We start from the raw sequence: 13,634 nt of genomic DNA on the forward strand, positions 1-13,634 counted from the left end.
CCTTCTTACTCCTGAGGCTCGCGCGGGGCCTGCTGCGGCTGCTCGCCGGCAGGGGCTTCGCTGCGCGGCTGCTGTTGCTGCTCGCCGTTGAAGCGCGGTGCGCGTTCGCCGCGGTCGCCGCGATCACCACCACGGTCACCGCGATCGCCACGGTCGCCGCGTTCACGACGCTCGCCGCGGTCACCACGGTCTTCGCGGGGCGGGCGCTCGCTGTATTCCATGCCGGCCGGACGCTCGGTCAGGGCCTTCATGGACAGCTTGACGCGGCCCTTCTCATCCGTTTCCAGGACCTTGACCTTCACGATCTGGCCTTCGCTCAGGTAGTCGGTCACCTTCTCGACGCGCTCGTGCGCGATCTGGCTGATGTGCAGCAGGCCGTCCTTGCCGGGCAGCAGGTTGATGAGCGCGCCGAAGTCCAGGATCTTGGTGACCGGGCCTTCGTAGACCTTGCCGATTTCGACTTCGGCCGTGATCTGCTCGATGCGCTTCTTGGCCAGCTCGGCCTTTTCCGGATCGGTCGAGGCGATGGTGATGGTGCCGTCTTCGTCGATGTTGATCGTCGTGCCGGTCTCTTCCTGCAGGCCGCGGATGACGGCGCCGCCCTTGCCGATCACGTCGCGGATCTTCTCGGGGTTGATCTTCAGCGTGGTCAGGCGCGGAGCGAACTGCGACACGTCGGCCTTGGCCTCGCCCATCGCTTCCTGCATCTTGCCGAGGATGTGCATGCGCGCTTCCTTGGCCTGTGCCAGTGCGACCTGCATGATCTCCTTGGTGATGCCCTGGATCTTGATGTCCATCTGCAAGGCGGTGATGCCGTTGGTCGTGCCGGCCACCTTGAAGTCCATGTCACCCAGGTGATCTTCGTCGCCCAGGATGTCGGTCAGCACCGCGAAGCGGTTGTCTTCCTTGATCAGGCCCATGGCGATGCCGGCCACGTGCGCCTTCATGGGCACGCCGGCGTCCATCATCGAGAGGCAGCCGCCACACACCGATGCCATCGACGACGAGCCGTTCGACTCGGTGATTTCCGACACCACGCGAACCGTGTACGGGAACTCTTCCTTGTTCGGCAGCACGGCGACGAGCGCGCGCTTGGCCAGGCGGCCGTGGCCGATTTCGCGGCGCTTGGTCGAGCCCATGCGGCCCACTTCGCCGGTGGCAAAAGGAGGCATGTTGTAGTGGAACAGGAAGCGGTCTTCGTACTCGCCGGCCAGCGCGTCGATGCGCTGCGCGTCGCGTTCGGTGCCGAGCGTGGTGATGACCAGCGCCTGCGTTTCGCCGCGCGTGAACAGGGCCGAACCGTGGGTGCGGGGCAGCACCGAGTTGCGGATCTCGATGGGGCGCACGGTGCGCGTGTCGCGGCCGTCGATGCGGGGTTCGCCCGACAGGATCTGGCTGCGCACGATCTTCGATTCGATGGCGAACAGCAGGTCGCTGACCTTGCCGGAGTCGAATTCGGCACCTTCGGCCTTCAGGGCCTCGAGAACGCTGGCGTTGGCTTCGCGCAGGGCTTGCGTACGTGCCTGCTTGCTGCGGATCTGGTAGACGGCGCGCAGCTTGTCTTCGGCCAGGCCCTTGACCTTGGCGACGAAGGCCTCGTCTTCGGCGGGCGCCTGCCAGTCCCACACGGGCTTGCCGGCGTCGCGCACGAGTTCATGGATCGCGTTGATGGCGATGTTGGCCTGCTCGTGGCCGAACACCACGCCGCCCAGCATGATTTCTTCGCTGAGCTGCAGGGCTTCGGATTCGACCATCAGCACGGCGGCTTGCGTACCGGCGACGACGAGGTCCATCTGCGAATCCTTGCGGGCGGTCTGGCCCGGATTCAGCACGTACTGGCCGTTGATGTAGCCCACGCGGGCGGCACCGATCGGGCCGTTGAACGGCACGCCGGAGATCGACAGCGCGGCGCTCACGCCGATCATGGCGGCGATGTCGGCGTCGACTTCGGGGTTCAGCGAGATCGTGTGGATGACCACATGCACTTCGTTCAGGAAGCCTTCGGGGAACAGCGGGCGGATCGGGCGGTCGATCAGGCGGCTGGTCAGCGTTTCGTGTTCGCTGGGCTTGGCTTCGCGCTTGAAGAAGCTGCCGGGGATCTTGCCGGCGGCGTAGGTCTTCTCGATGTAGTCGACGGTCAGCGGGAAGAAGTCCTGGCCGGGCTTGGCCGACTTGGAGGCGACCACGGTCGCGAGGATGACGGTGCCGTCGATGTCGACGAGCACTGCACCGCTGGCCTGGCGGGCGATTTCGCCCGTTTCCATGACCACGGTCTTGTCGCCCCATTGGAACGACTTGGTGACTTTGTTGAAGAGGCTCATGTTTTGCTCCTGTTTTGATAGCGAACTACACGGAGTCCGCAGGTGACGGAGGCTTCTCAGAACACGATGCCATTCCAGCGAAGCTCGGGGAGAACTTCATTGGAATGACACAGCTTCGCTCTGTTTGGGCACTCCGAAAGTGGATCGCGAAGTAAAAAACGCCTGAGCTAGCGGACTAACCCAGGCGTTTTTTCATGCGATTTGGATTACTTGCGCAGACCCAGCTTGGCGATCAGCGCGGTGTAACGGTCGGCATCCTTGGACTTGAGGTAGTCGAGGAGCTTGCGACGGCGGCTCACCATGCGCAGCAGGCCGCGACGACCGTGGTGGTCCTTGGCGTGCGTCTTGAAGTGAGGGGTGAGCTCGTTGATGCGGGCGGTCAGCAGTGCGACTTGCACTTCGGGGCTGCCGGTGTCGTTGGCGGCGCGGGCGTTGTCCTTGACAACTTCGGCCTTGATGGAGGCTGCGATCATGTTGATTTCCTTGTTCCGGGATGTTTGACTTGCGGCGGGGACTGGAACTGCCCTCGCCGTGCGCCTTGCGGCATGCAAAGCCTTGGAATTATAGCCCGACCGCCCTTCCCGGGCTTTTCGCCCCCTTGGAAGGCCCGGAAGGCCTTCCGTCGAGCGACGCCAGCCCCACCGCACCCAGCACGCAGGCGGCCCCGCCGATCTGGCCCGGGCTGATGCTTTCGCCCAGCCAGAGCGCCGCCAGCACCAGCGCCGAAACCGGCAGCACGGCGGTGAAAAGCGCCGCCTCGGCCCCATTCAGCCGGGAAGATCCGGCGAACCACAGCACGAAGCCCAGCACCGTGGGCACCAGCGCGTAGTAGGCGACACCGGCCAGGGCGTCCGCAGGCAGGGGCTGCACCCAGGCCCGCTCGAACAGGGCGGGCACCAGCGACAGCAGCAGCCCGAAAGCCGTCATCAGCGTGGACAGCGCGAGCGGACTCACCGGCACCCGCAGCCGCTTGTTGAGCAGGATGAACATCGCCTCGCAGACCACGGCGCCCAGCACCAGCAGGTTGCCGATCAGCGCCGCAGGGGATTTCGAGTCCCCTGCCGAAACCGCCCCCGCCCCAGGCCAGCTGATCGCCAGCACCCCGGCCGTCGCCAGCACGATGCTGCCCACCAGATACCGCCCCGGCCGCTCGCGCAGCGCGATCACCGCCACCAGCGCCGCCACCGCCGGCAAGGTGCCCGCCACCACGCCCGCGCTGGCAGCCGGCGCCCAGCGCACGCCGAGGATCAACAGCACGGTGTAGCCCACGCTTCCCAGCCCGGCCTGGCACACCAGCAGCGCCAGGTCGCGCCGATCGGGCCTCGGCCACGGCGCTCGGGTCAGCCGCAGCAGCACCAGGAACACCGGCAGCGCCAGCGCGAAGCGCAGCGCGGTCGCGGTGAAAGGCGGCAGCCCCGCCGCGATGACCTTGCTGGCCACCACCGTGCTCCCGACCGTGACCATTGCCAGCGCGCAAAGCGCCATGCCTTTCAACCGTTGCGACGACATCTCGGGCCTTTCCGAAAAGAAAACCCGAGCTTCGCGGCCCCTGCGCGCCGCGTATTGAACGAAATTGCAGCCGGCGTGCTACTTCTGCCGCGCCAGCCAGTCGCGCAGCCGCTCCACGCCCTTCTCCAGCCGCTGCGGGTCCTTCGAAGCGAAGCACCAGCGCAGCCAGCCCTGCGCCTCGGGCGCGAAGGCATTGCCCGGCGCGAGGCCCAGGCCGGCCTCGGCCACCAGCCGCTTGGCCACCTCGAGCGAATCGCCGAAGCCTTCCAGACGGAAGAAGGCGTACATGCCGCCCTTGGCCGGCGCCACCTGCACGCCCGGCAGCGCAGCCAGCAGCGGCACCAGCGTGTCGCGGCACTGCTTGAGGTGCGCCACCACGCGCGGCGTGATCTCGGCCGTGTGCTCGATGGCGGCGATGGCGGCGCGTTGCGTGAACACGCTGGCGCACGAGGTGTTGAACTCGATCAGCTTGCCGATGTCGTCCACCATCGAGGGCGGCAGCACCAGCCAGCCCAGGCGCCAGCCGGTCATCAGGAAGCTCTTGGAGAAGCTGTGCGTGACCACCAGGCGGTCGTCGGGCTTCGAGATGTCGAGGAAGCTCGGCGCGCAGGCGTTGGGCGTGGGCTCGAAGTAGAGCCGCTCGTACACCTCGTCGGCCAGGATCCAGGTGCCGGTCTGGCGGCAATGGTCGAGCACGGCCTGCTGCTCCTCGCGGGTCATGGTCCAGCCCGTGGGATTGTTCGGCGCGTTGACGATCAGCAGCTTCGTCGTCGACGTGACCGCCGCGCGCAGCGCCGGCAGGTCGAGCGTCCACTGGCCGTTCACCGGCACCAGCGGCAGCGTGCGCACGTGCGCGCCCATGATGGCGGGCTGCGCTGTCAGGTTGGGCCACACGGGCGTGACGGCGACCACGTCGTCGCCCGCATCGACCAGCGCCTGCACCGCGAGCATCAGTGCGCTCACGCCGCCCGAGGTGACGGCGATACGCGCCGCATCGATCGTCGGATGCAGCGCGCTCGAATAGCGCGCGATGGCTTCGCGCAGCTCGGGCAGGCCGAGGTTGTGGGCGTAGAAGGTCTCGCCGCGCTGCAGCGATTCGATGGCCGCCTGGCGGACCACCTCGGGAGTGACTTCGTCGCTCTCGCCGAACCAGAAGGCCAGCACATCGTCGCGGCCCATGCCGGCATTGGCGACTTCGCGGATCTTCGATGCTTCGAGGTTGTGGATGGCTTCACGCATATCCGGTGTTCCTGTTCTTCGTCAACTTCAGGTCAAGGTTTCTTCATCTTGCACGAGGTCGGCAGCTCGGCGCGTTCGGGGGCGATCGTCTTGACCACGCGGAAGCCGTAGCCCGAGCCTTCCACGTCGAACTGCACGCCCGGCCTGCCCTGCCGGTCCATCACGCCGACCACGAGCTGCTGCTGGAACTGGTGGTCCGCCGCGCGCATGCGCCCGCGCTGGCCGTACAGGCTCACGTCGGCCTGCTCCAGCGCACGCGCCACCGGCACCGCTTCGACGCTGCCGGCGCGCTCGACGGCCTGCACGAGCGCCTCGATCATCAGCTGCAGCCGCATGTGCACGTAGTCGTCGGATGGCTTCGGAAAGCGCGCCCGGAAGGCGCGATAGAAGGCCTCGGACTGTGCCGTCTGCACGTTGGGCAGCCAGTCGGCCACCGCGACCACACGCCCGATGCCCGCGTCGCCGATGGCCGCCGGCGCGCCCAGCGCATTGCCGTAGAAGGTGTAGAAGCTGCCGTTGAAGCCCGCTTCGCGCGCTGCCTTCACCAGCAGCGTGAGGTCGTTGCCCCAGTTGCCCGTGACCACCGCCTGCGCGCCGCTGGCGATGATCTTCGTGGCGTAGGGCGCGAAGTCCTTCACCTTGCCCATGGGGTGCAGCTCGTCGCCGACGATCTCCACGTCGGGCCGCTGCGCGCCGAGCTGCCTGCGCGCTTCGCGCAGCACGGCCTGGCCGAAGCTGTAGTCCTGCCCGATCAGGTAGACGCGCTTGAGCGTTGCGTCGTCCTTCACCACGTCCATCAGCGCGGCCATGCGCATGTCGGCGTGCGCGTCGAAGCGGAAGTGCCAGAAGCTGCAGCGCTCGTTCGTGAGCGAGGGATCGACCGCCGCGTAGTTCAGGAAGATCGCGCGCCGCGAAGGATCGCGCTCGTTGTTCTTGTCGATGGCATCGACCAGCGCCGCAGCCGTGGCCGACGAATTGCCCTGCAGCACGATGCGTGCGCCGTCGTCCAGCGCGGCGCGCAGCGCGGAAAGCGCTTCCTCGTTCTGTCCCTTGCTGTCGTAGCGGTCGAGCTGCAACGGGCGCGCACCTCCGGGAACACCGGGCAGCTTGACCCCGCCGCGCGCATTCACGCGCTCCACCGCCCACAGCAGGTTGCGGAACACCGCCTCTCCGGTGTTGGCGAAGGGCCCGCTCATGCTTTCGATGAGAGCCAGGCGAATGGGCGCGGGAGGCGTCTGCGCAAGCGCTGCGAAGGGCCTCGCGCATAGCGCCAGCGCCGCGAATTTCAAGGCCTCGCGACGCAAATTAAAGGGGGGATTCATTGTCTTGAAACGCGTGCCGCTGCGCCTAGATGAGGTCTCAAGCGGCACTCACGATTGAACGGCCGCGCAGTGTAAGGGACACACATTCCTTGTCCCCATTGTGTTGATTCAGGAGTTCTTCATCATGTTTTTCGCCCCTACCCTTCGCACCGCCCGCTTCGCTCCCCGCGCGTATGACCGCTCGTTCGAACGCTTCGTGAACGAAGCCTTCGCAGGCGCCCGCCGCTCGCCCCTGGTGGAGCAGGACGACAAGAGCTGGACCCTCTCGCTCGACGTTCCGGGCTTCGCGCGCGAAGACCTCGCGATCAGCATCGAAGGCGCCGTCCTGCGCATCGAAAGCAAGGCAGAAGCCAAGCGCCAGTTCAAGGCCGCCTACGAACTGCCGCAGGACATCGACGTGGCCGCCAGCGAAGCGAAGCTCGAGAACGGCGTGCTCACGCTGAAGCTCGGCAAGCTTGTGCCGGTGAGCCAGGCCACGCAGTTGCAAATCAACTAATTCGGCCTATGCCCACAAGAGGAAAATGTTAGTAAGGCCCGCTTTTTGACTTTAAACGAGCACCTTATTCACAATAGCGCTGGATAACGTCACATGATGTGACGTTTTCTTAGAACTTTCTTCTTCGTGGGCGTCTTGTAAACGCACTGAACTAGCTACGGTGCGGTTCGGGTGCCCCCAAAAGGCACCATGAAAACGCATCTTCAGCCCGCCAATCCCAACGAACAATCCGACACGCTCCTGGTGTTCCTGCCCGGGGCGTACCTGAAGCCCGACGAGTTCGAGCGCGAGGGCTTCATCGACGCGGTGCGCGAGCGCCATCTGGCGGCCGACGCCCTGCTGGTCGACGCGGACGTTTCCTACTACTACGAGCAGACTCTGAGCGACCGCCTGCACACCGAGGTCATCGAGCCGCAGCGCGCCAAGGGCTACAAGTCGATCTGGCTCGTGGGCATTTCCATCGGCGGCTTCGGCGCGCTGATCCACGAACTGGCGCGGCCGGGCTCGGTCGACGGCATCGTGGCGCTTGCGCCCTACCTCGGACGCCGGGTGCTCGGCGCGGAAATCAAGAAGGCCGGCGGCCTGCGCGCCTGGCAGGCTCCCACCGGGCCGCAGCCCGACGAGGAACCCGACCGCAAGCTCTGGCCCTTCTTCCAGCAGTACCTGGAAGCCAAGCCGTCGAAGAACCTGCCGCCGCTGTACCTCGGGTTCGGGCTCGAGGACCGCTTCGCCAGCAACCACAAGCTGCTGGCCGACGCCCTGCCGCCGGGGCGCGTCTTCACGACCGAGGGCGGCCACGACTGGCCGCAATGGCGCCAGCTATGGCGCAATGTGCTGGACGTGCTGCCGCTGCCGGCCGCCGGCAGGTCGCCGAAGCAAACGATTACGCAGTCTCAGGTAACGCCGCCTCGGGCTCGGACAGCGACGCCATGGGCCATCGCGGCCTGACGTCGAAGGCATAGCGCTCGCTCGCCTGCGACAACCCCGACTGCAGCCGCATCGCGGCGGCCATGGCGATCATGGCGCCGTTGTCGGTGCACAGGTGCAGCTCGGGGTAGTGCACCCGCACCTTGCGCTTGGCGCAGGCCGCATTCAGCTGCTCGCGCAGGCTCCTGTTGGCCCCCACTCCACCGGCCACCACCAGCCGCTTGAGGCCGGTCTGGTCCAGTGCAGCCAGCGATTTCTTCAGCAGCACCTCGACGATGGCCGCCTGCGTGGATGCCGCCAGGTCCGCCTTGCGAGCCTCGAGCTCGTCGCCCAGCTTCTTGGCCTGCGTGAGCACGGCCGTCTTCAGACCGGCGAAGGAAAAATCGAGATCACCGCTGTGCAGCAGCGGGCGCGGCAGCTTGAAGGCCACGGCATCGCCGCCTTCGGCCAGCTTCGCCAGCCACGGCCCGCCGGGATACGGCAGGCCCATCAGCTTGGCGCTCTTGTCGAAGGCCTCGCCGGCCGCGTCGTCGATGGTCTCGCCGAGCAGCTCGTAGCGGCCCACGCCGTCCACGCGCATCAGCTGCGTGTGGCCGCCCGACACCAGCAGCGCGACGAAGGGAAACTCCGGCGGATCGGCGCTCAGGAACGGCGACAGCAGGTGCCCTTCGAGGTGATGCACACCCAGCACCGGCTTGCCCAGCGCCACGCCCAGCGCACAGGCCACGCCCGCGCCCACCAGCAGCGCGCCCGCGAGCCCCGGCCCGCGCGTGTAGGCCACCACGTCGATCTCGTCCAGCGAGCGGCCGGCTTCGGCCATGACCGTCTCGGTCAGCGGCAGCACGCGGCGGATGTGGTCGCGGCTTGCCAGTTCGGGCACCACGCCGCCGTAGGCCTGGTGCATGGCGATCTGGCTGTGCAGCGCGTGCGAGCACAGCACCGGCAGCGCGCTGCCTTGCGACGAGACCAGCGCCACGCCGGTCTCGTCGCAGGATGATTCGATTCCCAACAAGAGCATGCCGCCGAGTGTAGGCGCGGGCCCCCGCCCGGCGCCCGCGAAGGGGCAAGCGGCGGCGATGGGTGCCTCGCGAGGCACGGATGTTGCAGTGACGCTGCCAGAGCCCCGCGCCCCACCATGAAATCCGGACTGAGTTTCCTCATCGCCGCCCGTCGCTGCGAAATCGACGAGCTGGACCGGCTCGCGCGCACCAGCGAGCTGGTGGGCCTGATCGGCCGGCTGGTCCACGCGCTGCAGCGCGAGCGCGGCATGTCGAACATGTTCCTCACCTCGCGCGGCGTCCGCTTCGCCGAGCAGCGCGGCCCGCAGATCGCCGAATGCGTCGTGCTCGAGCAGGAGGTCCGCGCCTGCTTCGACCAGCTCGAGGCCGACAACTACCACCGCGGCTCCGACGCCGGCAACAACGCGCGCCTGTTCAGCCGCATCGCCTGGGTGCTGCCGGGCCTGGACGCCCTGCCCGCCCTGCGCCGGCGCATCGACGCGCTCGAACTCAAGCCGGCCCAGTCCACCGCCGCCTTCGCCAAGCTCGTCGCCGGCCTGCTCTCGGTGGTGTTCGAGGCGGCCGACGGCGCCACCGACCCCGAGATCTCGCGCCTGCTGGTTGCGATGTTCAACTTCATGCAGGGCAAGGAGTTCGCCGGCCAGGAGCGCGCATTCGGCTCCGCCGCGCTCGCTCTGGGCCGCAGCGACGAGGCGCAGCGCCTGCAGTGGCTGCACCTGATCGAATCGCAGGAGCGCTGCTTCCAGGTCTTCACCGATTTCTCGGGCGAAGAGGTGCTCGCGCTCTGGCGCGACAGCCAGCCCGACACCGAAGTGGCCGAGCTGGAGCGCATCCGCCGGCGAGGCGCAGTGTCCGCACCGGCCGACGTGCCGCTGAGCCAGGCCTGGTTCGACTGTTGCACCCGCCGCATCGATGCCATGAAGATCGTGGAGGAACGCCTGGCCGGCGACCTGCGCGCGCTGTGCGAGCACAAGACCGCGCAGGCCCGCAGCGAGCTTCGCGAATACCGCCAACTCCTCGACTCGCTGGCGCCCCAGGCCGGCGCCCTTTTCTTCGACGACGCCGATGCCCAGGCGGCCGCGCCGGCCCAGTTCGGCCGCCACCTGGAGCGCTCGGTGCTCGACATGGTCCGGGAGCAGTCGCGGCGCCTGCAGGCCATGAGCGACGAGCTCGAGACCGTGCGCGCCTCGCTCAACGAACGCAAGATCGTCGAACGCGCCAAGGGCCTGCTGATGGCGCATCGCCGCCTCAGCGAGGAAGACGCCCACAAGATGCTGCGCCAGACCGCCATGAACCAGAAGCGGCGGCTGGTCGACGTGGCCGAGTCGATGCTCGCGATGGCCGACTACCTGCCCATGCTCGACCGCGCACCGCCGCGTTGAAGCGAGCGGCTCCGGCGTTCAACTTGGTGCACTGCACAACAACCGTGCCACCGCCCTGCGCCACCCCGGCCGCCCCTTCACCCGCGACGCCCTTTGACTTCGTTCGATATCCAGCTACTTTCTTGATAGCAGCCGGCGAATCTCGAAGCTGGCACACCGCTTGCAAGCAATAAGTTCGTAGGCCCTCGATGGGTCTCCAGGCAGGCGGCACCCAACGGCGGGTGCTTCCCACCGAACCGGACAAAGGCGTCCCCATCCCGCAAGGGCTCGTTTTCGAGCAGCCCCTGCGCGGTGCGGACGCCTTTTCGTTTTTGTCTCGCCCTGTTTGTTTTGTTTGTCTTCAACCGGAGCCCCGCCCCATGACCGACCTGCTCAAAACCCGCCTCAGCCGACGCCGCGTACTGCAAGCCGCGGCCATCGGCGCCGCCGGCATCGACCCCGCCCTGCGCGCGGCCGTCTGGGCCCAGGGCTCCGACAAGCCCGAGAAGGAAGAAGTGAAGATCGGCTTCATCCCGCTGACCGACTGCGCCAGCGTGGTGATGGCCTCGGTGCTTGGCATCGACAAGAAGTACGGCGTGAAGATCGTGCCCAGCAAGGAAGCCAGCTGGGCCGGCGTGCGCGACAAGCTGGCCAACGGCGAGCTGGATTTCGCCCACGTCCTCTACGGCCTGGTCTACGGCATGCACCTGGGCCTGAGCGGCCCGAAGAAGGACATGGCCGTGCTCATGACCCTCAACAACAACGGCCAGGCCATCACGCTGTCGAAGAAGCTCGCCGACAAGGGCGCGGTCGATGCCGCATCGCTCGCCAAGCTCATCGCCAGCGAGAAGCGCGAATACACCTTCGCGCAGACCTTCCCCACCGGCACGCACGCCATGTGGCTCTACTACTGGCTCGCATCGGCCGGCATCGACCCGTTCAAGGACGTGAAGAACATCACCGTGCCGCCTCCGCAGATGGTGGCCAACATGCGCGTGGGCAACATGGACGGCTACTGCGTAGGCGAGCCCTGGGGCCAGCGCGCCATCATGGACGGCATCGGCATCACGGCCATCACCACGCAGGACATCTGGAAGGACCACCCCGAGAAGGTGCTCGGCACCACCGGCGAGTTCGCGAAGAAATATCCCAACACGGCACGCGCAGTGACCGCCGCGATCCTCGAGGCCGGCAAGTGGATCGACACCGGCCTGCAGAACAAGAACAAGATGGCCGAGACCATCGCCGACAAGAGCTACGTCAACACCAGCGTGGACGCCATCAACCAGCGCATCCTGGGCCGCTACACCAACGGCCTGGGCAAGAGCTGGGACGACCCCAACCACATGAAGTTCTACAACGGCGGCGCCGTGACCTTCCCGTACCTCTCGGACGGCATGTGGTTCCTCACGCAGCACAAGCGCTGGGGCCTGCTGAAGGAGCACCCCGACTACCTGAAGGTGGCCACCGAGATCAACCGCATCGACATCTACAAGCAGGCCGCCGCCGCCACGCAGACGCCGGTGCCCAAGGAAACGATGCGCAGCAGCAAGCTCTTCGACGGCTCCGTCTGGGACGGCAAGGACCCGAAGAAGTACGCCGATTCCTTCAAGCTCCATGCATAGGGAGAACACCATGGTCAGCGCAGTCTTCCACTCGCCGCTCGATGTGGCCGCCGCCCAGTCGGCGCCCTCCGCCCCGCCCAAGCCGGCCGCCTCCAAGGTGGCGGCTCCGCAGCCGGTGCCGGCCCCCGCACCCGAGCCTCGCACCCGCGCGCCGCTCGACCTGCGCGCCTTCTGGATGCGCGTGCTGCCGCCGCTCGCGGGCTTCGGCCTGCTGCTCTTGATCTGGGAGGTGGTGGCCATGAAGAGCACCACCGGCTTCCCCACGCCCACGGCCACCTGGCAGCAGGCGGTGACGGTGTTCAGCGACCCGTTCTACAGCAAGGGCCCCAACGACCAGGGCGTGGGCTGGAACGTGCTCTCCTCGCTGCAGCGCGTGGCGATGGGCTTCGGCCTGGCGGCGCTGGTCGGCATTCCGGCCGGCTTCGCCATCGGGCGCTTCGAGTTCCTCTCGCGCATGTTCAACCCGCTGATCAGCCTGCTGCGCCCGGTGTCGCCGCTGGCCTGGCTGCCCATCGGCCTGCTGGTGTTCAAGGGCGCCAACCCGGCGGCCATCTGGACCATCTTCATCTGCTCGATCTGGCCGATGGTCATCAACACCGCCGTGGGCGTGCAGCGCGTGCCCACCGACTACATGAACGTGGCCAAGGTGCTGAACCTCAGCGAATGGAAGATCCTCACCAAGATCCTGTTCCCCGCCGTGCTGCCCTACATGCTGACCGGCGTGCGGCTGGCCGTGGGCACCGCCTGGCTGGTGATCGTGGCGGCCGAGATGCTCACCGGCGGCGTCGGCATCGGCTTCTGGGTGTGGGACGAGTGGAACAACCTCAACGTCGCCAACATCATCATCGCGATCTTCGTGATCGGCATCGTGGGGCTGGTGCTGGAGTTCGCGCTCATCAAGCTGGCTACCGCGTTCACGTTCGAAGAGGTGAAGTCATGACCGACGACAGCAAGTACATCGAGATCCACGGCGTCGAGCAGGCGTTCAAGACTCCGAAGGGGCGCTTCGTCGCGCTGCGCGACGTGAACCTGAACGTGGCCAAGGGCGAGTTCATCACGCTCATCGGGCACTCGGGCTGCGGCAAGTCGACACTGCTGAACCTGATCGCCGGGCTCACCACGCCCACGCAGGGTTCGCTGCTGTGCGCCAACAAGGAGATCAAGGGCCCCGGCCCCGAGCGCGCGGTAGTGTTCCAGAACCACTCGCTGCTGCCCTGGCTCACCTGCTTCGAGAATGTGTACCTCGCGGTCGAGCGCGTGTTCGCGGCCAGCGAGAGCAAGGCCCAGCTTCGTGCACGCACCGACGCGGCACTGGCGCTGGTGGGCCTCACGCCCGCCGCGCAGAAGCGCCCCGGCGAGATCTCCGGCGGCATGAAGCAGCGCGTGGGCATCGCACGCGCGCTTTCGATGGAACCCAAGGTGCTGCTGATGGACGAGCCCTTCGGCGCGCTCGACGCCCTCACCCGCGCCAAGCTGCAGGACGAGCTGCTCGCCATCGTGCAGAAGACGCACAGCACCGTCGTCATGGTCACGCACGACGTGGACGAGGCCGTGCTGCTGAGCGATCGCATCGTGATGCTCACCAACGGCCCGGCCGCCACCATCGGCGAAGTGCTCGCGGTGGACATCCCGCGCCCGCGCAACCGCGTCGAGCTGGCGGAAGACCCGGTCTACGTGCATGCGCGCAAGGCGGTGATCGACTTTCTCTACACGCGCCAGGCGCACGTGGAGAAGGTCGCGGCCTGACAGATCGACGCGGCGTCCAGGCGCATCGAGCCATGACCGCCTTCCGGCGAACACCGCGGAACCGGCTTT

The 13,634-nt window shown here is 67.1% G+C and carries 12 protein-coding genes; 6 read left to right on the top strand and 6 right to left on the bottom strand.

Annotation, left to right across the window (positions count from 1 at the left end; translation table 11 throughout):
• Positions 1 to 5: 5 nt before the first annotated feature.
• The 5 genes from pnp to EJP69_RS06995 form a co-directional block, all read right to left on the bottom strand.
• A complete protein-coding gene (gene pnp, locus EJP69_RS06975; RefSeq protein WP_093204797.1) occupies positions 6 to 2,321 on the bottom strand; it encodes a polyribonucleotide nucleotidyltransferase in 2,316 nt (771 codons plus the stop codon).
• A gap of 206 nt (positions 2,322 to 2,527) precedes the next feature.
• The gene (rpsO, locus tag EJP69_RS06980; RefSeq protein WP_007837783.1) at positions 2,528 to 2,794 is read right to left on the bottom strand and encodes a 30S ribosomal protein S15; all 267 of its coding nucleotides are present in this window, start codon (positions 2,792 to 2,794) and stop codon (positions 2,528 to 2,530) included.
• 88 nt (positions 2,795 to 2,882) lie between these two features.
• The gene (locus tag EJP69_RS06985; protein ID WP_126469154.1) at positions 2,883 to 3,830 is read right to left on the bottom strand and encodes a DMT family transporter; all 948 of its coding nucleotides are present in this window, start codon (positions 3,828 to 3,830) and stop codon (positions 2,883 to 2,885) included.
• Between the two features lie 78 nt (positions 3,831 to 3,908).
• Positions 3,909 to 5,069, bottom strand: a complete 1,161-nt coding sequence (locus tag EJP69_RS06990) for a pyridoxal phosphate-dependent aminotransferase (RefSeq protein ID WP_126469155.1) — start codon at positions 5,067 to 5,069, stop codon at positions 3,909 to 3,911.
• Between the two features lie 32 nt (positions 5,070 to 5,101).
• On the bottom strand, positions 5,102 to 6,391 hold the full coding sequence (locus EJP69_RS06995) for a branched-chain amino acid ABC transporter substrate-binding protein (RefSeq protein WP_126469156.1): 1,290 nt from the start codon (positions 6,389 to 6,391) through the stop codon (positions 5,102 to 5,104).
• Between the two features lie 124 nt (positions 6,392 to 6,515).
• Here EJP69_RS06995 and EJP69_RS07000 point away from each other — a divergent pair, with 124 nt between their 5' ends.
• Both EJP69_RS07000 and EJP69_RS07005 read left to right on the top strand, forming a co-directional pair.
• The gene (locus EJP69_RS07000) at positions 6,516 to 6,887 is read left to right on the top strand and encodes an Hsp20/alpha crystallin family protein (protein WP_019653399.1); all 372 of its coding nucleotides are present in this window, start codon (positions 6,516 to 6,518) and stop codon (positions 6,885 to 6,887) included.
• A gap of 189 nt (positions 6,888 to 7,076) precedes the next feature.
• Positions 7,077 to 7,835, top strand: a complete 759-nt coding sequence (locus EJP69_RS07005; RefSeq protein ID WP_093204785.1) for an alpha/beta hydrolase-fold protein — start codon at positions 7,077 to 7,079, stop codon at positions 7,833 to 7,835.
• Here EJP69_RS07005 and tsaD read toward each other — a convergent pair.
• On the bottom strand, positions 7,771 to 8,832 hold the full coding sequence (gene tsaD, locus EJP69_RS07010) for a tRNA (adenosine(37)-N6)-threonylcarbamoyltransferase complex transferase subunit TsaD (protein WP_126469157.1): 1,062 nt from the start codon (positions 8,830 to 8,832) through the stop codon (positions 7,771 to 7,773). The genes EJP69_RS07005 and tsaD overlap by 65 nt on opposite strands.
• A 117-nt stretch (positions 8,833 to 8,949) precedes the next feature.
• Here tsaD and EJP69_RS07015 point away from each other — a divergent pair, with 117 nt between their 5' ends.
• The 4 genes from EJP69_RS07015 to EJP69_RS07030 all read left to right on the top strand — a co-directional run bounded on the left by EJP69_RS07015 (position 8,950) and on the right by EJP69_RS07030 (position 13,565).
• Positions 8,950 to 10,215, top strand: coding sequence for a nitrate regulatory protein (locus EJP69_RS07015; RefSeq protein WP_093204952.1), 1,266 nt, complete (start codon positions 8,950 to 8,952; stop codon positions 10,213 to 10,215).
• Positions 10,216 to 10,574: 359 nt separating this feature from the next.
• Complete coding sequence (locus EJP69_RS07020) at positions 10,575 to 11,819, top strand: CmpA/NrtA family ABC transporter substrate-binding protein (protein WP_093204781.1); 1,245 nt, start codon at positions 10,575 to 10,577, stop codon at positions 11,817 to 11,819.
• Between the two features lie 10 nt (positions 11,820 to 11,829).
• Complete coding sequence (ntrB, locus tag EJP69_RS07025) at positions 11,830 to 12,759, top strand: nitrate ABC transporter permease (protein ID WP_126469158.1); 930 nt, start codon at positions 11,830 to 11,832, stop codon at positions 12,757 to 12,759.
• On the top strand, positions 12,756 to 13,565 hold the full coding sequence (locus tag EJP69_RS07030) for an ABC transporter ATP-binding protein (protein ID WP_093300654.1): 810 nt from the start codon (positions 12,756 to 12,758) through the stop codon (positions 13,563 to 13,565). The genes ntrB and EJP69_RS07030 overlap by 4 nt, the downstream gene beginning before the upstream one ends.
• Positions 13,566 to 13,634 lie beyond the last annotated feature (69 nt).

It is taken from the genome of Variovorax gossypii, from assembly GCF_003965815.1.
GTDB classification, from domain to species: domain Bacteria; phylum Pseudomonadota; class Gammaproteobacteria; order Burkholderiales; family Burkholderiaceae_C; genus Variovorax; species Variovorax gossypii.

Excerpts from the sequence above, each read along its gene's own strand:
- pnp (WP_093204797.1), bottom strand. The coding sequence starts at position 2,321 with ATGAGCCTCTTCAACAAAGTCACCAAGTCGTTCCAATGGGGCGACAAG.
- rpsO (WP_007837783.1), bottom strand. The coding sequence starts at position 2,794 with ATGATCGCAGCCTCCATCAAGGCCGAAGTTGTCAAGGACAACGCCCGC.
- EJP69_RS06985 (WP_126469154.1), bottom strand. The coding sequence starts at position 3,830 with ATGTCGTCGCAACGGTTGAAAGGCATGGCGCTTTGCGCGCTGGCAATG.
- EJP69_RS06990 (WP_126469155.1), bottom strand. The coding sequence starts at position 5,069 with ATGCGTGAAGCCATCCACAACCTCGAAGCATCGAAGATCCGCGAAGTC.
- EJP69_RS06995 (WP_126469156.1), bottom strand. The coding sequence starts at position 6,391 with ATGAATCCCCCCTTTAATTTGCGTCGCGAGGCCTTGAAATTCGCGGCG.
- EJP69_RS07000 (WP_019653399.1), top strand. The coding sequence starts at position 6,516 with ATGTTTTTCGCCCCTACCCTTCGCACCGCCCGCTTCGCTCCCCGCGCG.
- EJP69_RS07005 (WP_093204785.1), top strand. The coding sequence starts at position 7,077 with ATGAAAACGCATCTTCAGCCCGCCAATCCCAACGAACAATCCGACACG.
- tsaD (WP_126469157.1), bottom strand. The coding sequence starts at position 8,832 with ATGCTCTTGTTGGGAATCGAATCATCCTGCGACGAGACCGGCGTGGCG.
- EJP69_RS07015 (WP_093204952.1), top strand. The coding sequence starts at position 8,950 with ATGAAATCCGGACTGAGTTTCCTCATCGCCGCCCGTCGCTGCGAAATC.
- EJP69_RS07020 (WP_093204781.1), top strand. The coding sequence starts at position 10,575 with ATGACCGACCTGCTCAAAACCCGCCTCAGCCGACGCCGCGTACTGCAA.
- ntrB (WP_126469158.1), top strand. The coding sequence starts at position 11,830 with ATGGTCAGCGCAGTCTTCCACTCGCCGCTCGATGTGGCCGCCGCCCAG.
- EJP69_RS07030 (WP_093300654.1), top strand. The coding sequence starts at position 12,756 with ATGACCGACGACAGCAAGTACATCGAGATCCACGGCGTCGAGCAGGCG.